This window comes from Paenibacillus sp. FSL E2-0151, assembly GCF_037993015.1.
Classification (GTDB): Bacteria; Bacillota; Bacilli; order Paenibacillales; family Paenibacillaceae; genus Paenibacillus; species Paenibacillus amylolyticus.
Genome location: NZ_CP150308.1, coordinates 6,021,009 through 6,041,024 on the forward strand (window position 1 = coordinate 6,021,009; position 20,016 = coordinate 6,041,024).

At 46.3% G+C, this 20,016-nt stretch carries 23 protein-coding genes; 2 read left to right on the forward strand and 21 right to left on the reverse strand.

The annotated features are described in order from the left end of the window. Positions 1 to 315 precede the first annotated feature (315 nt). From MHI55_RS26855 to MHI55_RS26875, 5 genes are all read right to left on the reverse strand, one after another. Positions 316 to 738, reverse strand: coding sequence for an OsmC family protein (locus tag MHI55_RS26855; protein ID WP_017692209.1), 423 nt, complete (start codon positions 736 to 738; stop codon positions 316 to 318). Between the two features lie 232 nt (positions 739 to 970). Then, a complete protein-coding gene (locus MHI55_RS26860) occupies positions 971 to 1,717 on the reverse strand; it encodes an amino acid ABC transporter ATP-binding protein (RefSeq protein WP_047841601.1) in 747 nt (248 codons plus the stop codon). Positions 1,718 to 1,733: 16 nt separating this feature from the next. Then, positions 1,734 to 2,378, reverse strand: coding sequence for an amino acid ABC transporter permease (locus MHI55_RS26865; protein WP_062836416.1), 645 nt, complete (start codon positions 2,376 to 2,378; stop codon positions 1,734 to 1,736). A 32-nt stretch (positions 2,379 to 2,410) separates the two neighbouring features. After that, positions 2,411 to 3,262 (reverse strand): transporter substrate-binding domain-containing protein, encoded by an 852-nt coding sequence (locus tag MHI55_RS26870; protein ID WP_017692206.1) that lies wholly within the window; start codon positions 3,260 to 3,262, stop codon positions 2,411 to 2,413. 114 nt (positions 3,263 to 3,376) lie between these two features. Further along, positions 3,377 to 4,009, reverse strand: coding sequence for a TetR/AcrR family transcriptional regulator (locus MHI55_RS26875; protein WP_339191351.1), 633 nt, complete (start codon positions 4,007 to 4,009; stop codon positions 3,377 to 3,379). 238 nt (positions 4,010 to 4,247) lie between these two features. On the opposite strand from MHI55_RS26875, the gene MHI55_RS26880 reads away from it, so the two are divergent. Further along, on the forward strand, positions 4,248 to 5,033 hold the full coding sequence (locus MHI55_RS26880) for an undecaprenyl-diphosphate phosphatase (RefSeq protein WP_047841678.1): 786 nt from the start codon (positions 4,248 to 4,250) through the stop codon (positions 5,031 to 5,033). Between the two features lie 269 nt (positions 5,034 to 5,302). On the opposite strand, the gene MHI55_RS26885 is transcribed toward MHI55_RS26880, so the two are convergent. The 6 genes from MHI55_RS26885 to MHI55_RS26910 form a co-directional block, all read right to left on the reverse strand. Further along, positions 5,303 to 5,485 carry a hypothetical protein gene (locus tag MHI55_RS26885; protein WP_036606873.1) on the reverse strand — a complete coding sequence of 61 codons (183 nt, stop codon included), beginning with the start codon at positions 5,483 to 5,485 and terminating at the stop codon, positions 5,303 to 5,305. Between the two features lie 224 nt (positions 5,486 to 5,709). Further along, positions 5,710 to 6,036 carry a thioredoxin family protein gene (locus tag MHI55_RS26890; RefSeq protein WP_047841605.1) on the reverse strand — a complete coding sequence of 109 codons (327 nt, stop codon included), beginning with the start codon at positions 6,034 to 6,036 and terminating at the stop codon, positions 5,710 to 5,712. A gap of 85 nt (positions 6,037 to 6,121) precedes the next feature. Then, complete coding sequence (locus MHI55_RS26895; protein WP_340390652.1) at positions 6,122 to 7,030, reverse strand: aldo/keto reductase; 909 nt, start codon at positions 7,028 to 7,030, stop codon at positions 6,122 to 6,124. A 179-nt stretch (positions 7,031 to 7,209) separates the two neighbouring features. Next, a complete protein-coding gene (locus MHI55_RS26900; RefSeq protein WP_167350917.1) occupies positions 7,210 to 7,380 on the reverse strand; it encodes a hypothetical protein in 171 nt (56 codons plus the stop codon). Positions 7,381 to 7,595: 215 nt separating this feature from the next. Then, the gene (gene gpmA / locus MHI55_RS26905; RefSeq protein WP_076328872.1) at positions 7,596 to 8,339 is read right to left on the reverse strand and encodes a 2,3-diphosphoglycerate-dependent phosphoglycerate mutase; all 744 of its coding nucleotides are present in this window, start codon (positions 8,337 to 8,339) and stop codon (positions 7,596 to 7,598) included. 73 nt (positions 8,340 to 8,412) lie between these two features. Further along, complete coding sequence (locus tag MHI55_RS26910; protein ID WP_074096493.1) at positions 8,413 to 8,985, reverse strand: DUF420 domain-containing protein; 573 nt, start codon at positions 8,983 to 8,985, stop codon at positions 8,413 to 8,415. A 375-nt stretch (positions 8,986 to 9,360) separates the two neighbouring features. On the opposite strand from MHI55_RS26910, the gene MHI55_RS26915 reads away from it, so the two are divergent. Then, a complete protein-coding gene (locus tag MHI55_RS26915; RefSeq protein ID WP_340387628.1) occupies positions 9,361 to 10,551 on the forward strand; it encodes a cation:proton antiporter in 1,191 nt (396 codons plus the stop codon). A gap of 226 nt (positions 10,552 to 10,777) precedes the next feature. Here the strand turns inward: MHI55_RS26915 and MHI55_RS26920 are convergent, their stop codons facing one another. From MHI55_RS26920 to MHI55_RS26965, 10 genes are all read right to left on the reverse strand, one after another. Then, entirely contained in the window at positions 10,778 to 11,263 is a 486-nt protein-coding gene (locus tag MHI55_RS26920) for a DedA family protein (RefSeq protein ID WP_036606861.1), read from the reverse strand. A 13-nt stretch (positions 11,264 to 11,276) separates the two neighbouring features. After that, positions 11,277 to 11,822: a CDP-diacylglycerol--serine O-phosphatidyltransferase gene (gene pssA, locus MHI55_RS26925; protein ID WP_340387630.1), complete on the reverse strand. Its 546-nt coding sequence runs from the start codon at positions 11,820 to 11,822 to the stop codon at positions 11,277 to 11,279. Between the two features lie 21 nt (positions 11,823 to 11,843). Further along, complete coding sequence (locus MHI55_RS26930; RefSeq protein ID WP_340387632.1) at positions 11,844 to 13,592, reverse strand: HAMP domain-containing sensor histidine kinase; 1,749 nt, start codon at positions 13,590 to 13,592, stop codon at positions 11,844 to 11,846. Then, a complete protein-coding gene (locus tag MHI55_RS26935) occupies positions 13,589 to 14,269 on the reverse strand; it encodes a response regulator transcription factor (protein WP_036606855.1) in 681 nt (226 codons plus the stop codon). The genes MHI55_RS26930 and MHI55_RS26935 overlap by 4 nt, the downstream gene beginning before the upstream one ends. A 249-nt stretch (positions 14,270 to 14,518) precedes the next feature. Beyond that, positions 14,519 to 15,331, reverse strand: coding sequence for a bifunctional hydroxymethylpyrimidine kinase/phosphomethylpyrimidine kinase (thiD, locus tag MHI55_RS26940; RefSeq protein WP_017692191.1), 813 nt, complete (start codon positions 15,329 to 15,331; stop codon positions 14,519 to 14,521). A gap of 105 nt (positions 15,332 to 15,436) precedes the next feature. Further along, positions 15,437 to 16,135, reverse strand: a complete 699-nt coding sequence (locus MHI55_RS26945; RefSeq protein WP_036668082.1) for an ABC transporter permease — start codon at positions 16,133 to 16,135, stop codon at positions 15,437 to 15,439. Continuing rightward, the gene (locus tag MHI55_RS26950; protein WP_036668083.1) at positions 16,128 to 17,051 is read right to left on the reverse strand and encodes an ABC transporter ATP-binding protein; all 924 of its coding nucleotides are present in this window, start codon (positions 17,049 to 17,051) and stop codon (positions 16,128 to 16,130) included. Before MHI55_RS26950 ends, MHI55_RS26945 begins: the two co-directional genes overlap by 8 nt. A gap of 127 nt (positions 17,052 to 17,178) precedes the next feature. Next, positions 17,179 to 18,111: a sensor histidine kinase gene (locus MHI55_RS26955; RefSeq protein ID WP_340387634.1), complete on the reverse strand. Its 933-nt coding sequence runs from the start codon at positions 18,109 to 18,111 to the stop codon at positions 17,179 to 17,181. Next, a complete protein-coding gene (locus MHI55_RS26960; protein ID WP_076253548.1) occupies positions 18,108 to 18,824 on the reverse strand; it encodes a response regulator transcription factor in 717 nt (238 codons plus the stop codon). Before MHI55_RS26960 ends, MHI55_RS26955 begins: the two co-directional genes overlap by 4 nt. Before the next feature lie 153 nt (positions 18,825 to 18,977). Further along, complete coding sequence (locus MHI55_RS26965; protein WP_036606840.1) at positions 18,978 to 19,829, reverse strand: DegV family protein; 852 nt, start codon at positions 19,827 to 19,829, stop codon at positions 18,978 to 18,980. Positions 19,830 to 20,016: the final 187 nt, after the last annotated feature.

The following is a 20,016-nucleotide window of genomic DNA, read 5'->3' on the forward strand; positions in this document are numbered from 1 at the left end:
TCCGTCATCTGTATAAGCGCTTACATATAAATAGCAGGATCAGGATGTTCTGTCCTCAGAATTAATCATACCACATAACCGCCAGAATCGGATTGTCATTGCAATGGGTACTATATTGCCAGGCTGTAAGCCAACCTACCTCTAGTAGAAGAGGCCGCCATTAACATGGCGACCGGGCTTACCGAATTATTTTCTACTGACAGAAGTTTAGTGACTCCTAGATGGGCGGAATCCCTGTTGAAGTGTTAGAACGGTAAAAAAAGGCACTCCCGCGATTGGAAGTGCCTGCTTAGTATAGAATCTGTTCGTGTGTTATTAAGGACGAGGTGTACTTACCCCATTGAGGATCAGTTTAGGATGAATATCGGCGTTCAGCGAAGCGGAGACTGCACAATATTTTTCTTCAGCCATTTGGATGGCTTTCCAGATGCGATAATCCGGGATATCCCCATCGACTTTGAAGATCAGATCAATGGATGTGAACCCTTTAGGCATCTCTTCACTGCGTGTACCTTGCGCTTCAATCTCAATTGACTCAATTTTGTCCAGGAAAGCGTCCAGAATCATCGTAATATCGATTCCCATACAGCCCCCGAGACCAGCCAGCAACAATTCCATCGGGGTCGCACCCTTGCTGTCACCACCATAAGCAGCAGTAGCATCCATGCCAACGGCGTAGCCAGAGGGTCCTTCGGAAGTAAACGCGCGTTTGCCTTTCCATACGGTTGTTACATTCATGATGTTATCCTTCTTTCTCACAATAGTTTACGATTTGCAGAAATCCGTTCCGGGTACGGCTCGTTCTTCCGATCGCTGTTGTCTCCAAATATTTTTGATTTATATTCACAAAGGACAATATTCGGAGACAAAGGCGAGCGCTACGCTTCTTCAGAATCGATTCCGTCCCCTTCACTCAGCAGCTTATCGCTATAATCGATCGTATCAATCAGTATAAATTGTAGTAATGTAATTAGAATTCAGTAATCTGTTGCAAGAAACGACGGGTGCGCTCTTGCTTCGGCTGTTCAAAGAACGCCTGTGGACTTGCTTCTTCCACAATTGACCCGTCCGCCATAAAGACGATTTTGTTCGCCACATTACGGGCAAACTTCAATTCATGTGTCACAACCAGCATCGTCATGCCTTCCTCTGCCAGTTCCTTCATGACGGAAAGCACTTCTCCGACCAGTTCAGGATCAAGAGCTGAAGTGGGCTCATCAAACAGCATCACTTCTGGCTCCATCGCAAGTGCACGTGCAATGGCTACCCGCTGCTGTTGTCCACCGGACAATCGGGATGGATACGCATCCTGCTTGTCCGACAAGCCGACCCGATCCAAAAGAATCCGGCCGCGTTCAGCCGCTTCGTCACGTTTGATTTTTTTCACCGTCACGAGACCTTCCATGACATTGCCCAGCACCGTCTTGTGAGGATACAGATTGAACTGCTGGAAGACCATACCGGTCTGGCGACGAATCTCCAGTACCCGGGCACGCTGGACTCTCAGCGGATCTGCGCTGTTGACCACAATGCCGTTTACTTCGATCTGTCCTCCGGACAGCTCTTCCAGCCCATTCAGGCAGCGCAGTAAGGTACTTTTGCCTGAACCACTTGGGCCGAGCAATACAACAATATCTTTGGCATCGACATGAAGATCGATGTTCGTAAGTACTTCATTTTTCTGAAAACGTTTGGTAAGTCCAGTTGTTGTAATCATCGCTTCTCTCCTCCCATCAGTAAGCCCGGGCCAACCGGCGCTCCACTTGTTCCAGAATGGCCGAGAAGCCGATACTCATGATCCAGTAAATTACACCAATAGCCAGATAAAATGGCATGTTCACATAATATTGGGCTACCAACAGCTGTGCCGAGCGAAGCAACTCTGTAACCCCAAGGGCAGCCACAAGTGATGTTTCCTTCAACATGCCAATGAAGGTGTTCCCCATCGGTGGAATCGCAATGCGCACAGCCTGCGGGAAGATAATCCGTCTCATCGCTTGAGCCGGGGTCATTCCCGTTGCATATGCAGCTTCTGTCTGTCCTTTTGGTACAGCCTGAATGGCTCCACGGAACGTCTCCGACAGAAATGCACCTGCATTCAGACTGAGTCCCAAACAGGCAGCCGTGAGTGATCCCAAGGTCACTCCATAATCGACCAATCCGTAATAAATAACGAATAATTGCACCAGCAGCGGGGTCCCCCGCATGATGGATACATAAAACCTTGCGATCAACCTAAGCCACATCGGTCCCTTCAGACGAGCAATCGCAACAAGCACCCCGATGATGAACGCAAAAAACATGGAGATCACAGTTACATACAGCGTATAATAAGCCCCCTTCAGAAAGAAGGGGATATTCTCAAATACCAGTTCCATGGGTCAAATCTTCCCTTCGCCTTGCAGGTTCATTATTGCGCAGGCTCTTCACCAAACCATTTTTTGAAAATGGTATTGTACGTGCCATCATCTTTCATGCCTTTGAGAGCATCATTCAGTGCTGCTACGAGTTCCGGATTGTCTTTACGAACAGCAATACCTGCCTGGTCACTCTTAATAGCTTCACCTACAGCTTTGATATTCAATCCGTTGGCATCCACAATCGGTTTCAAAGCGTACATATTGTTGATTGTTGCGTCAATCCGTCCAGCATTCAGATCTTTGAGTGAAGAGATGACATCGTCATAGGTTTTGATCGTGAAGTCCCCCACTTTTGGCAACACTTCATTACGCAGATATGATTCATCATTTGTACCCAGACCTACGCCAATCGTTTTTCCTTTGAAGTCTTCCAGCTTGGTGATATCGTTATTGTCTTCTTTTACAATAATTTTAACTTGGTTCGTAATATACGGATCACTGAAATCCAGTACTTTCTTACGATCATCGGTAATGGTCATCTGGCTGATAATGGCATCAAGCTTCTTCGCTTGCAGACTTGGTGTCAGACCGGAGAACTCCTGGGATACAAACTCAACCTCTACACCCAGGCGCTTCGCAACTTCACGTGCGATATCGGCATCGTAGCCGTCCATTTCTTTCTTATCATTCAGGAAGTTGTACGGTGCGTATGTGCCCATCATGCCCACTTTGATAACGCCAGCAGACTTGATCTGCTCCAGTTCATTACTTGCCTGAGCACCATTTGTGCTTCCATTGTCTGTTGCTTTACTTCCACAAGCACTAAGTACCAGCACGGTCATCAGCAGAATAGCTGTCAAAGACCAGCCTTTACGAGTTTTCGATCCATATGTGTTGTTCATTACGTTAACTTCCTCTCAGTCGTGTATTGATCTGGATGTACATTTGGTTACTTTATTGTGACTAAACCGCAGTTGTACCCATTATTCCCTGCTATTTGTTTAATCATGTGAATCTTATGTGCCCAATAGTCCGTAAAACTCAAAGCTTGCTGCTTCAGCTGCCAGCGATGAAGCTGTCATGGCTGAGAATTTGCTGTGCAACTCATCGGAACCGAACAACCAGCGAGATATCATGCCTTCTATCATGCTTACCAATAACGCTGCTCGAAGCGGTACATCCATGCCCTTAGGCAACATGCCGAGTTCGATGGCACGTTCCATATTGTGACGAAACGCAGTTTCCACAGCATTACGTGTCTCCTCAACCAGGCGTTGTACGGACTCTTCCGTCACGATGCCTTTGAGTAACAGTTCCATAAAATAACGATTCTGCGCGGCAAACAAAAACAAGTCAGTGAACAGCCTTTCCGATGCTTTCACCATATCCTCTACTGATCCGGCATCCTTGCGGTACCCTTGTCCAATCGACTCAAGTAACTCCTCCTTGCCTGTTAAGACAATCTCCGAAGCAATGGCTTCTTTACTCTTGAAGTGCCAGTAGAATGTCCCTTGCGCCACACCAGCCTCGCGGACGATATCGGAAATTTTCGTCTGATGGTAACCTTGGGTTGCAAAACGCTCCATCGCTATGCGTATTATTTGGTCCCGGCGTTCTTCACCGGGTTCCAAACCGTTAATTTTGGTCATTCATGTAACCCTCCCGATTGATCAGTCAGTCAGTTAAGTTATATCCTATGGGATAACTAGGTTTTTGTCAATATAGTTTTAAACAAATGGTTACAAGCATAAGTTGAAGTTGAGTGCATTTGTGATCATAATAGGTGATAGCCTTGTTCAAATGAACAGGCATGGTCAAGCAGGACAGCCTGTGCTGTCACCTGCATTTCAAGGAGGAAGAGAATTGGACATTATATCATCCATTATTATGGGCATCATCGAAGGTTTGACTGAGTTTTTGCCCGTGTCCTCTACTGGACACATGATTCTGACTGCCCACTTGCTGGGTTTATCGGAGGACAACGAGTCAGTCAAAACGTTTGAGGTGGTTGTTCAACTCGGAGCTGTACTTGCTGTTGTTGTACTGTACTGGAACAAATTCATTGATATGTTCCGCTTCACCGGAGGGAGCAGACCTTACTCCCGCCGCCTCAATCTGGGACATATCTTCCTGGCGATGGTTCCTGCCGTAGTCATCGGACTTGTATTCCGCGACTGGATCAAAGCACATTTGTTTGGTCCCGAAACAGTGCTGTACAGCCTCGTTATAGGTGGTATATTGATGATCGTAGCCGAACGCTGGAGCCGGAAGAGTGGGCGGATTACTACCCATGATGTTGATGATATTTCCTACAAACAGGCATTCGCAGTGGGTATATTTCAGATCTTGGCGTTGTGGCCAGGCTTCTCCCGTTCCGGGTCAACGATCTCAGGCGGTCTCTTTGCAGGGGTAAGCCGTGTAGCCGCTGCGGAGTTCACATTCCTCGTGTCTGTGCCAATTATGATTGGTGCTACGGGATATGACCTGTACAAAAGTATCGATCACCTGAACGGCAGTGATTTCCCAATCTTTGCGATTGGATTCATCGCTGCTTTCATCGTCGCCATGCTTGCGATCAAGACGTTCCTCTCCATTTTGAAAAAATTGAGCCTGACCGTCTTTGCTGTATATCGCTTTGTCTTGGCAGCCGTGTTCTTTATTATTTTGATGTAAGTATTACAATTCAAGTAATTAGACAGGCAAAATCAATGGCGGCCTCACATTCCCTTGGGAAGCGAGGCCGCCATATTTTATATTCTGAACTATTGTTTCTGTTGCTTCACAATTCTGTTGCTGCTTCAGAGACAGCAATACCCGTAATTAGAAGAAGTCTGATTCTTCAATACTTCCTTCTTTGCTGGGTTGGTTCACTTGTGAGCCGACTAGGTTTACTATGTATCATGGACAACCATATTTATGTTCACTTCTGAAAAGCAGCCTGTCTAATACCACTCTTTTACTTGAAAGTTCCGGTGTTTCTTTCGACTCTTCAATCTCTCACGCAGATTATATCTATTCTCCTTTTGTTCCTGCAGCAATTGCTTCACCCCGATCATCAACAATCGGTATCTTCGGTCATCATTGTGACTTAATTGGTGCATTTCTTCAAAAATTTCATTCTTCATACGGATCTTGTTCACTCCAAATATTCAGTTTGTTCTCACAGTATACATGGGAGCACTGAACAAATTCTAAACAAGCGTTGTTTCTCAACTTCAGTTATTCAAATGCACATTTGAATGCACATCATGCGTGCTGGGATGAAGCAGAAAAAACCCTTCCTGTCGCAGGACAAGAAGAGGTCTTCTTAGCTAAATTAATTAGTCAAACTGCTGATGCCTTTGTACACTTAAACTTTGGATTCAAGCGTCTCCAGATACTCGGAGATTTGAGCAGGTGTTTTAGCCCATTTGCTATGCAGATGTGCGACTTTCTTGCCGTTCTGGAAGACGAGCAGGCTTGGAATGCCGCGTACACCATTCTCTTCAGCAAACGGCTGGAACTTTTCTGCATCCAGCGCATAGAAGGTTTTGTCCGTATGTTGGTCGATAACATCCCCGATAAAACGATCCAGGTTTTTGCAATCCGGACACCAGGTTGTATCAAATTTAATGACGGTAAAACCATCAGAGTTAATTGTATCCAAATACTGTTGTTCACTTTGAATTCTTTCCATATGTCTTCTCTCCCTTATATGTTCCTTTTTTGGCTGATCTTCATTGTACCTCGTATAGTTACAATTGAAAATAGGCTTAATGGAGTTAACGATGCTGCTTGTACAGATTAGCGGGACTGAGTTCTCGTATTTCCTGAATTTCCGCAGGGGCGAGTTCAGGCGAATTCGAAGCAGCAATATTATGCAGCAACTGTTCTCTTGAACTGGCACCAGGGACAACTGCTGCTACGGCAGGATGGGATAACGCGTAGCGAATAGCTGTCTGAGCCATGCTCCGTTGGTCCGTAACAAGACGACTTAGCCCTTGCCGAATGGTGTATAGTTGCTCTGGCGTATAGTCCAGATAACCTTTGTCTGCCTTGGCAGATCCGGAATCGGCAAGCACACCGCTAGCTACTGGCCCACGGGCAATTACGCTGATCCCCTTTTGTTTCAATAAAGGCAGCACTTCTTCTTCCGCTCTGCGGTCAGCAATGCTGTACTGGTTCATCACACTGACGATGGCTGCCCTCTTTACATACTCCCGAATCACATTGGGACGAATGGAGGAAATTCCGTAATATCGGATAAGTCCTTCCTTCTTCAGTTCCTCAAACGCTTCGATCGTCTCTTCGATGGGGTCGTCCAAGGTCCCGCCATGTAGCTGATACAGATCGATGTAATCGGTCTGCAGACGCTTCAAACTTTCATGTACAGCCTGCTTAATGTAGGCTTTGGACGGGTCCCATGACCAGCCCTCTTTGCCAGGCAGACGACGATTACCTACTTTGGTCGCCACAATGACTTGGTCCCGACGCCCTTTAATAGCTTGTCCTACAATCTCTTCATTACGCCCTTCGTCATACAGATCGGCTGTATCCAACAGATTGACCCCATGATCCAGAGCCTCATGAACCAGGCCCACAGCGTGCTCCATTTCAGTTCCAAGTGACATACATCCCAGCCCAATCTCAGACACCATCAGTTCGGATGTACCCAGACGATTTTTCTTCATATGTGCATCTCCCTCCATACGTTCTGCAAGTATCCATTGTATCATTCTTGCTGGCAAAAATCGCATGCCTCACCGAAACAAAGGGTAGTTTTCAACTGCACAAAAAAACCTGGAACGACTTCATCTCCAGGTTTCTCATGATCATCCTTTTAATTCAACGATAAATGAACTATCGCAATCTATTTGACTTCCACACGTGGTCTGGTTTTACTTGTTCCATTGGACGAATTGGAGTTTTTCATCATACCCGAGACAGTGCTAAACAGCTTATCTCTTGCTTGTTTGTTCCTCATCAGATAAGTCACACCTGCGCCGATAGCCGTCATGAGTATTCCTCTTCTTTTAGACATGTGCTTCTCCTCCTTCAGGATAAATGTACATCGTGTCTTGTTTGACAATTACCCTGTGGGAGCAAAACGAAACGAAGTACAGGCTTGATCGCAGAAAAAAAGATGACCTCCGAATTCAATTCAGCGGTCATCTTCCAATCGTCCTGTTGAAACATCAACCGAACGAGATAAATCATACAAGCTTTCGTACAATCAAGACAAACGTCCATGTCCAATTAATCAGATGGCGTTGCCACATGGGTCATTTCTTCATGTTTGTAGGTCGAACCATCGGCGGTCAGATAAAAGTGTCCGATGGGATGCAGATCTTCATCCAATTCGTAGACAAGCGGAATGCCCGTTGGGATATTGAGCGCCATCACGTCTGCTTCGGACAATTGGTCCAGATGCATGACGAGTGAACGGAGCGTGTTCCCATGCGCAGAGATCAGCACTCTTTTGCCAGCAGACACCATCGGTTTAATCTCCGCATTCCAGTACTCCAGAACACGCTTCGAGGTATCCATTAGGTTCTCCGTAAAAGGGATGGTGCATCCGAGCCGCTTGTACTTGTCCAGATCCTGCACATATCGGTCATCGGTTTCGTCCAGTGCAGGGGGAGATACGTTCACGGATCGTCTCCATTCCTTTACTTGGTCTTCCCCGTACTTCAGAGCAGTCTGCTGTTTGTTCAGTCCTTGCAGTGCACCATAATGGCGTTCATTCAGCTTCCAAGTCTTCGTAATAGGAATCCACATGAGGTCCATTTCATCCAGCGCAATATCGAGTGTTCGGATAGAACGTTTCAGCACGGATGCATAGGCGTAATCAAAATCAAATCCCTGTTCCTTCATGATCTTCCCTGCTTTACGTGCTTCTGCGTAACCATCCGTCGTCAGATCCACATCAGTCCATCCGGTAAAACGATTCTCTACATTCCACATGCTCTGTCCATGGCGAATCAAAACAACTCTGTACATAAACGTGAACCCTCCTTCCATGGAAACATTACCAGCAAGTCAAACTAATTAGCACAGTGAAACGTTCATCACATTAATAATATGGTGCCATCATCAAGTATACTACGACACCTGTAGAACTGACGTACAGCCAGATTGGCATCGTCCAACGTGCAATTTTGCGGTGTTTCTTCAATTGATTCGTCCAACCCCACACAAGTGTAAACAACGCCAATGGAACAATCAGGGCTGCCAGTATACTATGGGTAATCAGAATGAAGAAATAGATCGAACGAATGATGCCCTCGCCGCCGTATTTGGACGTCTCTGGTGAGAGATAATGAAACGTCAGATAGGTCACGAGGAATAACAGTGTCGTTGAGAATGCAGCAAGAATAAATCGTTTGTGCAGCTTCACATTCCGCTTGATAATCGCAATAAGTGCTGCGAGCAGGAAGATGAAGGTAAAGCTGTTAAACACGGCATTAAACCGCGGCAACACCGTAATATCAAAGGTTACATCACCTTTGTAACCAATCGACGGTGCGAAGAACAATAATAAAATAATGACATTAGCGAGAATGGAAATCGTGATAATGATGCCTGCGAAATTTTTATTACTCGTCGGGGACTGAATGTTCGGCTCCCCTTTGTTATTTTTGCCCAATGCAAAATCCTCCTCATATCCTAACTTCTATGTTCTATATCATTATATCTCGCCAATTCCGGGCTGTTAAGTGACAACACTCTGAACAAAAACCGCTTCACTCCCCTATAAAATGCCCCTTTGCGGCTATTTTCACTCAAATCCAATCCGGCTCCCATTTACCGAATCCTTCATTTGTGGTATAATTAACGCAATTAATCACATACGCGTTGAAACTGGAGGAGCCTGTCACCAAGGGCCCCTCTTTGTCTTTTTCAGGCACAGAACGGCACTCTGCTAATGCCGTTCTGTGCCTTTTTGTCTGTTTGAAGCGGAGGATGGATCGCCCTTGGGTTGGTTAACCTATAGACGCTACTACTGGAGGGAAGAACACCTATGGAATTTATTTTGGTTCTTGCACTTATTTTAATCTTTACCAAACTCGCTGGTGATCTATCCGTAAGATTGGGTCAGCCATCCGTTTTGGGGAAACTGATTGTCGGTGTCATCCTCGGACCTGCGCTGCTCGGTTGGGTGGAGAAGACGGATTTCGTTCATTATATGGCCGAGATCGGGGTACTGTTGTTGATGTTCATCGCCGGATTGGAAACGGATCTGGAGCAGTTGAAGAAAAACTGGAAGGCGGCCTTTGCCGTAGCGGTCGGCGGTGTTATTTTACCTTTTATCGGAGGATACGGTTCGGCCATAGCATTTGGTATGTCGCAGACACACGCGCTTTTCTTCGGACTACTGTTCTGTGCAACGTCAGTGAGTATCTCAGTGCAAACGTTGAAGGATATGAATCAACTGAGTTCACGGGAGGGTACCACCATTCTGGGTGCAGCCGTTGTGGATGATGTGCTCGTTGTGGTTCTGCTCGCCGTGATGATGAGCTTGCTCGGCACAGGTGCAGGGGATGTCTCTATTGGATTGTTGATTGGTAAGAAACTTCTGTTCTTTGTCATCATCTTTGCAGCAGGCTGGTGGCTTGTGCCACGGGTCATGAAATGGATGGCCCCACTGCGGGTCACGGAAACCGTGATTACGACAGGACTCATTATCTGTTTCCTCTTCTCATATTTTGCAGAGTGGATGGGTGTTGCTGGAATCATAGGTGCATTTGCCGCTGGTATCGCCATCTCCCAAACCAAATTCAAACATGAGGTTGAAACTAAAATCGAGCCGATTGCTTACGGAATATTTGTCCCAGTTTTCTTTGTCAGTATCGGCTTAAATGTCACTTTTGATGGTGTCGGTTCACAGATTTGGTTTATTGTTGTTATAAGCCTCATCGCTATTGTTACCAAACTTATCGGTGGTGGAGCTGGTGCCCGGCTGACCGGGTTCGACCGTTCCTCTTCTATTGCTATTGGTGCAGGCATGATCTCCAGAGGGGAAGTTGCTCTAATTATTGCTTCGACCGGACTTGCTTCGGGCTTGCTTGATTCGGAGTATTTTACCAGCGTTGTGATCATGGTTATTGTGACTACACTGGTTACTCCGCCACTCCTCAAAATCACCTTTGCACGTAAAAAAGGGGAGAAGCGGGTTGAAAAAGGAATTGAAGATTCTCATTTGAACGGGTGAGGTATTGAAATCATTCTGTATTTAAAAGCACGCCGCTTTGTTCCATTCTCTCCTTCTATCTCGAAGGTTGGAAATGGTCAGAGCGGCTTTTTGTATATTCACAAAGTTATCCGTCCGTAGCCGTTACTCATTCAAGTTCGCTAAACTCATAGAAAAACAAAAAAAGACCACCTTACACTCAAGAGGTCTTCCATCCTTGCCTGTTGTTACAACAGGCTGTCCCATTTTAAGTTAATACGCCAACATAAAAACCAATCGAGATAAAGACAACACACCAGACGAATGCACCAATGCCCGATACAACTACGTACCTGCCAATTGCCATCTTGCTAATCCCGGAGAAACAACACATCAGATGACGAATGCCTGGAATGAAGTAACCCAGGATGATGGACCAATACCCATATTTGAGGAACCACGACTCCACCCTGCTGAATCGTTTGGCATTAACGCCAACCCACTTGCCGTATTTTTCAACCAGCGGCCTGCCCGCTTTTTTGCCAATCATGTAGCTAAGCAGCCCTCCGGTAAATGCGCCACCGAAACTGACGGCGATGGATACGGAGTAATTCAATACCGAGATGGAGGCGAGATAACCGACAAAAGTCATCATCACCTCATCCGGAATCGGCATGCCAATAACGCCGAGAGCCAGTAGTCCGTATATTGCGAAATAACCATATTGACCAATAAATTCTTTTGCAAATTCCATACTGACTCGCTCCTTATTTCGGTTCCACAATATCCTTCTCATGTGAGGCTAACACTTGTTTTAGAGACGGGAATCGGATTTGGCTCACCATGAGACCGGATAATACAATAATGACAAGATAGGCTACACCATGTGTGAAATAAGGACTCCAGAGTGCGAAAAAGGACATCAGACCTCCCGCAAATGTAATCGGCATTCCGACAAAACCACTGCTTGCTGTCTTCTGACAGTTATAACGGGCCAGACGCAAAGCACCGCAAATCGGAAACAATGCAGTCAGTGCCATCCCCAGCAAACTCACTTCAATCATGGAATTCAGGTACAGAATCAGCACGGGTGCTGTTCCGAATGAAACTACATCCGCAAGCGAGTCCAAGGACTTGCCGAACTCACCCTCACAATGCAATTTACGAGCCGCATACCCGTCAAACAGATCAAAGAACATCGCTACCCATATCATCATCACAGCCAGGGCAAATTCACCATGAATAGCCATAATGACTGCCAGCATGCCTGAACTCAGATTCCCCAAGGTTAAAATCGATGGTAAAGACTTCATAAGATTTGACTCCCTTTCGTACTAGGCTTTAGGAAAAATAATATAAAAACGGACTCCAGCCGGTGTATTCTCCACTCCATAACTGCACCCATGCAGATCAAGAATCTGCTTCGCAATGGCCAGACCAAGCCCGGTACCACCCATTTTACGATTACGTGAGCGCTCTACCCGATAGAACCTCTCCCATATATACTGCCGCTCAGCTTCAGCTATCTGCTCGCCCTTATTCTCAATGGAAATATGGACAAAACCTTCACGCCTGCTAATCTCAATAGTTATATCGGTATGTGGTATCGCATGACGTATAGCATTCATCATGATATTGAAAATAACTTGCTCCAGCTTGCTTCGGTCACCCTCAACCGTCTGTTCTGTTGTGGATACAAGCACCACATCCAATCCTTTGTCCTTCAGTTGCGGACCCAGACGGCCGGCGATATCTTCAATCATGTCAGCCAGTGCAACAGCATCCGTATTCAATTGAACCGCTGAGGATTCCAGTCGCACCAGATCCAGCATCTCTTCAACCATCGTTTCCATTTTGATCGTCTCATCGGCAATGATCTCAATGTAACGCTCCCGTTTGCTCTCACTGACGCCATCCTTCAGCCCTTCAGAATATCCCTTAATAATGCTGATTGGTGTCTTAAGTTCATGTGATGCATCGGCAAAAAACTTGCGCTGACGCTGTTCAATCTCCTGCTTCATTTCCATATCTGTACGCATCTGCGTGTTGGCCTGCCTCAGCTCTTCCAGTGTCTGACCCAAGGTTCCCGATAAGGCATTGAGGCTGTTAGACAGACTCCCGATCTCATCATTACGCCGGATGGGTGATTTCACCGTGAAATCCAGCGTAGACATTTTCTTGGCGACATGGTTCAAGGCCAAAAGCGGCTTCGTTATAATTCGGGACAGGAGCAACGCCAGCAACAGAATCAATATAAATGCCCCTATGCCAAAATACGCATAGAACAAACGTGTTGCCTCATTCGCTTCCCTCATCTCCTGTAGAGAGGTGAGCGAAAAGATCAGTTGTTGCTCGGGTCCGGAACGATGCACTGGAGCAATGGTGATGACATTGCGAACACCGCTCCAGCTATCCATCCATTCTTCATTGAGCATTTTGCCATTCGCCAACGCAAGTTGGTCTTCGGTGGACAACGGGAACCGGCTATCCAGTGCTTGCACCAGCAGTCCCTGCCTTTGACTCCACGTTGCCAGATTGGGAAGAACGACCTCGGTTAATACGCCTGACCATTCCTTTACCGGTTCAATCGATTCCTGAAAACTTTCTGTTCCCCATGCGGCAGAAGTGGCATCCTGGATTTTGAATGGATAGACCATGGATTCGCTGGCCGGACCTTTCACCGTCAATTCTTGCCCATATTTCAGATGGGATGTGATCCAGCCAGCATTCTCACTATTGATAAACAAGGACAAGGACACTTTCACGTGACTTCCATCCTCTTGAAGCAACGTAATGTGGAACGGGTCATTAACCAATCTTCCGGTATTCGTCAAAATGACCAGATGTGATTGATTCTGACGCATGAACTTCCCGGTCTCCTTGGCTAGCTGTAAATCACTCCAATGCCCATTGGAGTATTGCTGTTCGAACTTGGACAGCTTTTTCTTCATACTGCTGACCTTTTGATGCTGATAGAAGTCGGGGAACCAGACCAACTGAGCAAAAACCGTCGTCCCATATAGAAGTACCAGACATCCTGCCATGACCAGGAAAAGCTTCATCGTTACGCCATTTCTTCTCATGCTTCTGCCTCGAAACGATATCCAGTACCAATCACCGTCCGGATACACTTGGCTTCATCACCCAATTTGCTGCGCAACTTCTTGATGTGGGTATCTACAACACGTGAGTCCCCTTCAAAATCAAATCCCCAGATCCGATTCAAAATGGCATCCCGGGACAACACAATGCCTGCATTACGTACCAAATAAAGCAAGAGATCATATTCCTTTGGTGCAAGTTCCACTTCAATTCCGTCCTTCTCCAGACGTCTGGCCCATGGATCAAGGGTTACCTGTCCGAAGCGAATCACACCCTGCTCTCGTCCAAATGCACCTTCAACACGCTTCATTAATGTCTCTGCACGTGCAACCAGCACACGTGGACTAAACGGCTTGGTAACGTAATCGTCTACGCCCAGCTGAAATCCATGAATTTTATCGTCATCCTCGGACCGTGCAGTCAGCATGATAATAGGTACGGTGGATTGGGATCGAATATGCCCACATAACGTCCATCCATCCATTTCAGGCATCAAAACATCCAGAATAACCAGATCTACCTCATGCAGAGCCAACAGTTCCAGTGCCTGTACTCCATGTTCAGCTTCTATGACGTTCCATTGTTCTTTTATGAAATAATCGGCCACAATCTCACGAATGCGGCTTTCATCTTCCACCAGAAGCACTGTTCTGATCATGGCCGACTCTCCTTTTAGATTTCTGATGATAACATACCTATTCCATGTGTCGTTTATGTGTCCACACATGTTTTGGAATGCTCCCATGATATATACGATTAATATAAGCCAAAAGTTACTAGTTTTTATAAAAATTCGCATAAAAAAGAAGCCATCAACGAGCAAGCTCCTGCTCATTGACAGCTACTTGAATGAAATCGAAGTGTGTTATCCAGAATTGATGCGCTACTGCGCGCTCCCTGGCAACACTTAACGTTGTTGCTCCAGACGGTGTGCCACATGCAGTGTCGGGCCAACAAAACGGTTTAGCGGGAATCCGCCGGCAATCGCTTTGGTCACGAAGGCTTTACCTTCACGAACAGCCTCTTTCACTGAAAGACCACGAGCCAATCCTGCGGTAATCGCCGCAGACGTTGTGCAGCCCGCACCATGCGTATATCCGGAGCCGACAACATCGGCTTCAAACCATTCGTAGTTGGTTCCATCATAGAGTAGATCCATTGCTTTACCCGGGCTAATGACACCTCTGTCCTTGATCAGAACATGTTTCGAGCCATGGGCATGAATTGCTGCTGCCGCTGCTTCCATTTGTTCCTTGGAGCGAATAGGTCCGCTCTTCGCCAGTTGGGATGCTTCGAACAGATTAGGTGTAACCAGATCAGCACCTGGCAACAGGAATTCGATCATCGCTTCCGTATTTTCCGGTTGCAGTACTTCGTCTGTACCTTTGCAGACCATTACCGGATCGATAACGATCTGTGGCAGACCGCTGCGGCGAATATGTTTTGCTACCAGTTCAATAATATCTACAGAACCGAGCATACCTGTCTTCATTGCATCGAAACCGATGCCGTCCAGAACCGTGCGAAGCTGCGCTTCAACCACATTTAATTCAACAGGAAAGACCTGGTGATCCCATGTTTCGGGCTCCATTGCCACAACCGTAGTCAGTACGGTCATGCCATACACACCCAGCTCCTGAAAAGTTTTCAAATCAGCTTGAATACCTGCACCGCCGCTCGTGTCCGAACCAGCTATTGTTAATGTTTTTGGAATCGTCATGGTAGTTGCATTCTCCTTCGTGTCTCAGTTGACATTATCCTATCCCTTGTACGAGCGGATGTCAATGGCATCTGAAGCCATACAGAGCATGGTTTTCCGAATGATTCAGTTCACATCTTTTGTCTCCAGACGAACCATGGACATCGAAGCAATCCATATCCCTATTGCTCCAAGGGTCAGAGGAATAATAATAAGAGAATGAATGGAAACTTCCGACCCGTTGAATCCGGAGCAGACAATCGAAACCAGCAAAATGGACGAGACCATTGTAGTTGTAACAGAATGCTTACGCATACCGAAGAATAGGGGAATGAGTGCCATACACGCAGCCGATAAAGAACTTATACTGTACTTCACCAGAAGTCCCAATATATCCCGATTCGTCAGTGATTCAGGAATGAAGGAGTAGAATTGATTAACAATCAACAATAGTGAGCCCATGAACAGATCGTTAACCATAATCATCACAAATGTAAAACCAAACACGATAATCAATTTGGCAGCGATGATTTTATGACGCTGGATGGGATAGGTGAACATGACGTTCATCGTTTTATTTCTATACTCACTGATCACCAGCTTGGATAATAAAGCTCCTGCAAATATGATAAAGGTCGCTCTCGCAAACGTATCGATAATCATAAAGGCGGTCTGGTAATCGGCATAGGCATAATCTTCTGCTCCCACATCCACGAATCCAATCATGATCAGGAAAAGAAGAATGGCTATACTGGCAATACCTGCACCTGCAAAATTACGTGCAAAACGGTGCTTCCGCATCTCAAGTCTGATTAGTTTAAGCAACGTCTTCATCCCCTTTCACAAGCTTCATGAAGTGTTCTTCCAGGGAATGAGCCCGTTTGGATATCGATTCGATCTCAATGCCGTGTTGGATCAGCTTGGTGTTCAGTTCCGATGGAATGATTCCCGGATCATAGATGCGTAACGTTTGGTCATCAACCAGTTTATAATTACTCAAACCAAGCTGGTGTTCAATGACATAGGTCGCTTTGCGGATATCCACCGCCTGTAACTCGATGTACTCATTTTGACTTCCACGAATGCTCTCCATCGATACTTCCTCCACCAAGCGACCACCGCGAATGACACCAACTGTGTCCGCAATCTGCTCTATCTCGCCAAGAATGTGACTGGAGACCAGCAGGGTAATGCGATACTCATTGCTAAGGCGCTTGAACAAATCTCGCATTTCCCGGATCCCTACAGGATCCAATCCGTTGATCGGTTCATCCAGAATGAGCAGTTCTGGTGTGGTTATAAGTGCACGAGCCAGTCCCAGCCTTTGCTTCATGCCTAAGGAGAAGTCCTTGACCGGTTTGTTGCCTGTATCCTTCAGCCCTACCATTTCCATCGTATTGTTGATGATTTTTTTGTTGTAAAACCCCATGTATTCACAGTGAAGTTCCAGATTTTCGCCAGCAGACAGCCTATCGTAGAAAAAAGGATATTCAATAATGCTGCCCATTCGCTTCAGCACTTCATAGGAGGTCGGCGTTAGCTTCTCCCCAAACAGTTCTATCTCCCCTGTGGTTGGTTTGACGAGATTGGTGAGCATCTTCATGATGGTTGTTTTACCAGCACCATTCGGACCGAGGAATCCATAGATCTCACCTTGCTTGATATTCATATTGACGTTGGATACAACCTCCACCCCTTCATATACTTTGGTCACATCTATTGTTCGTGCGATATAATTCATCGTCCTTGTTCTCCTTTACGTCCCCTGTCCGGGTTCCTATATCTATATTGTAAAGAGAAAAGTCTTCTTTTTTATTAATCAAATCTTACAAAAACCTTAAGTCTGACCGGACACGCCAACGCGGGGTCTACCAAGCCTTTAAGGTAACCGAAAATACAGTCCGTTGATGTGGCACACTATGCAAGTGAATACTTCCACCCATCCGCTCAACTAGCCGTTTCGTAATGGTCAGACCCAGGCCACTGCCTTGATAGAGTCGATTGCGGGAATCCTCCAGTGTATACATGCGTTCAAACACACGGCTATGCTCGCTCTCAGGAATCCCTTTTCCCTGATCCCAGATCTGTAACGTCACAGGTGCACCTATTGAATGATCAAGTGAAAGTCCCAGTACCTTACCCTCTGCTCCATATTTCATTCCATTGGTAATGAGATTATCCAGCACACGTTCCAATGCTTCTTCATTCGCTTGCACGAAGAGATCACCATCAGGTATCTCCAGCTCCACGTGCAACCCCAGATTCGTCAACATTTCATAAAAGGAAAGCATCTTCAACCGGCATAATTCACTTAAATTCACCCGACTAAGTACCAGTTCCGTATCTCCGGATTCCAGCTTCGCCAGATCAAAAAAGGAATGGATCAAACGCAGCACTTCCTGCGCCTTATCTTGTATTTTCTCCGTCATCATCTTCCGTTCCTGATCGGTCAATGATGGACTGTGCAGCAAGGTCTCACTATAGCCAAGCACTACCGTGAGTGGCGTTTTCAGATCATGCGAAATGTTGGAGAGCATATTACGTATCTCCTTCTCCTGGTTCGCATAACCGGCCTTAGCGCGGTGCGCATGATCCAGCAGCTGGTTCATGTCTTTCAAAAGCTGACTGACTTGGTCATCACTATTGAATACAAGTAAACGCTCAAAGGTGCCTTGATCCAGAATAGCGGATATTTTCTGATGAATATAAGACAGGTGTTGGGTGCGTTTCCGCAAGCTCATCCACAATCCAATGACGGTAATGGCCAAAATAGCTGTTGTACTGGCAAAAATCAGTGTCATCCCTGCTCCGCCTCCAGTTTATACCCGATGCCCCAGAGTGTCTTGATATACTGGGGAGCCGAAGGGTCTGCCTCCAGTTTCTCACGCAGACGACGCATATGTACGTTAATGATATTTTCGTCTCCATAATAATGATCGTTCCAGACGGAAGCGTAGATCTGAGCCTTGGTGAACACTTTGCCAGGATGGGTAACCAACAGCTTCAGAATTCCAAATTCCTTGGATGTCAGCTTGACGGGTGTACCTTCACGTTCCACCTCGTACGTCTCCATGTCAACTACGAGTCCTCCAATGTGAATACGTTGATCTTTAGCCACTTCAGCCACAGGCTGAGTAGTATAATTGGCGCGGCGAATCGCAGCTTTGATGCGGGCAGTCAGTTCGATTAACGAGAAAGGTTTGCTCAAGTAATCATCTGCACCGAAGCCCAGGCCTAATGCTTTGTCCACCTCCCCATCCTTCGCAGACAGAATGAGCACAGGTACCAGACTGACTGCCCGAATGGTTTGCAACACATCCATCCCACTTTTGCGGGGCAGCATCAGATCCAGAATAACCAGATCATACCCGGGTTGTGACTGGCTGAACTGACGTTCTGCCTCTAAGCCGTCATATGCATAAGTGACGTCGTAGCCCTCTTTTTCCAAGTATGGCCCGACCATCTCACTAATTGAACGATCATCTTCAACAAGCAACAAGCGGTGACTTAACACATGTTTCCCTCCCACATGAACAGTTTTCTTTATTACCTCACAGTTTGTTTGAATTGGCAATGACATACGAAAAAACCTGACAGGGTCACCACTTTGGTATAAAGTGTGTTTCCTGCCAGGTCTATGAGAGTTTATAGATGAGTGCTTATACGTCTAGTCTCTATATCCGTTCTCGCTGTGTATCCAGCACAGTCCAATGGTTCCTGCACCTGCATGAATACTCACCACAGGGATAAACGGCATGATTTCGGTCTTTAATTTAGGGAGCAGATTGGCAATCTGCTTCTTGATCGTGACGGCTTCTTCCTGATTGTTCGCATGCATAATGCACACATGCTTTACTTTCTCCACATCCAGCTTGAGCATATCCAGCATGCGCTCTTTTGTCCGCTTGAACGTGCGAATTTTCTCATTCACAACCACTTTGCCCTCTTCAAATCGAAGCAGCAGATGGATCTTGAGCAGTTGACTGATGATCAGCTGTGTGCCCGACACCCGTCCACTGCGATGAAGATGTTGAAGACTGGCCGGTATGAGGTAAAAGGACATGTTATCAATCATCTGTTCAATGTTTACTTTGATCTCGGCAGCTGAACATCCCTGCTTCTGCCATTCCAGTCCTTGCATAATCATCTCACGGTGAGGATAGGCACCTGCCTTCGAATCAATTGCGGTCACCGTCACTCCTGCAATCTCTGCAGCCTGCATGGACGTATGCAGCGTTCCGCTAAGCTCTGTAGAGCAATGAATCGTAATAATCTCATCGTACTTGTCTTTGAGCGACTCATACAGTTCAATGAATTCGCCAATGGGTGGCTGCGAACTGCTCGCACGTGAAGCCTCCGCAAGTTTCTCATAGAACATTTCAGATGTAATGTCATCGGTTTCCCGGTAACATTCCTCTCCAAATACGATGCGCAGCGGTACGATGTAGATATGATTTTGCTCCGCAAAAACGGGATCCAGTGTACTGGTACTATCGGTGACCCATGCAATTTTCTTCATGACATCCTTCTCTCTTGCCGGATTGTTCGTTCTGTATCCTCAATCGTCAAGCACAAGCCCGGCGGTTTATTTAAAATTTGAATATTTCACATTGTAAACGTTTGCGATACTACCTCTCAATTATAAATGAACGGACAGACCGTTGTCTTGTGGCGCAATCATGAACACCCCTGTTAATACCATTATT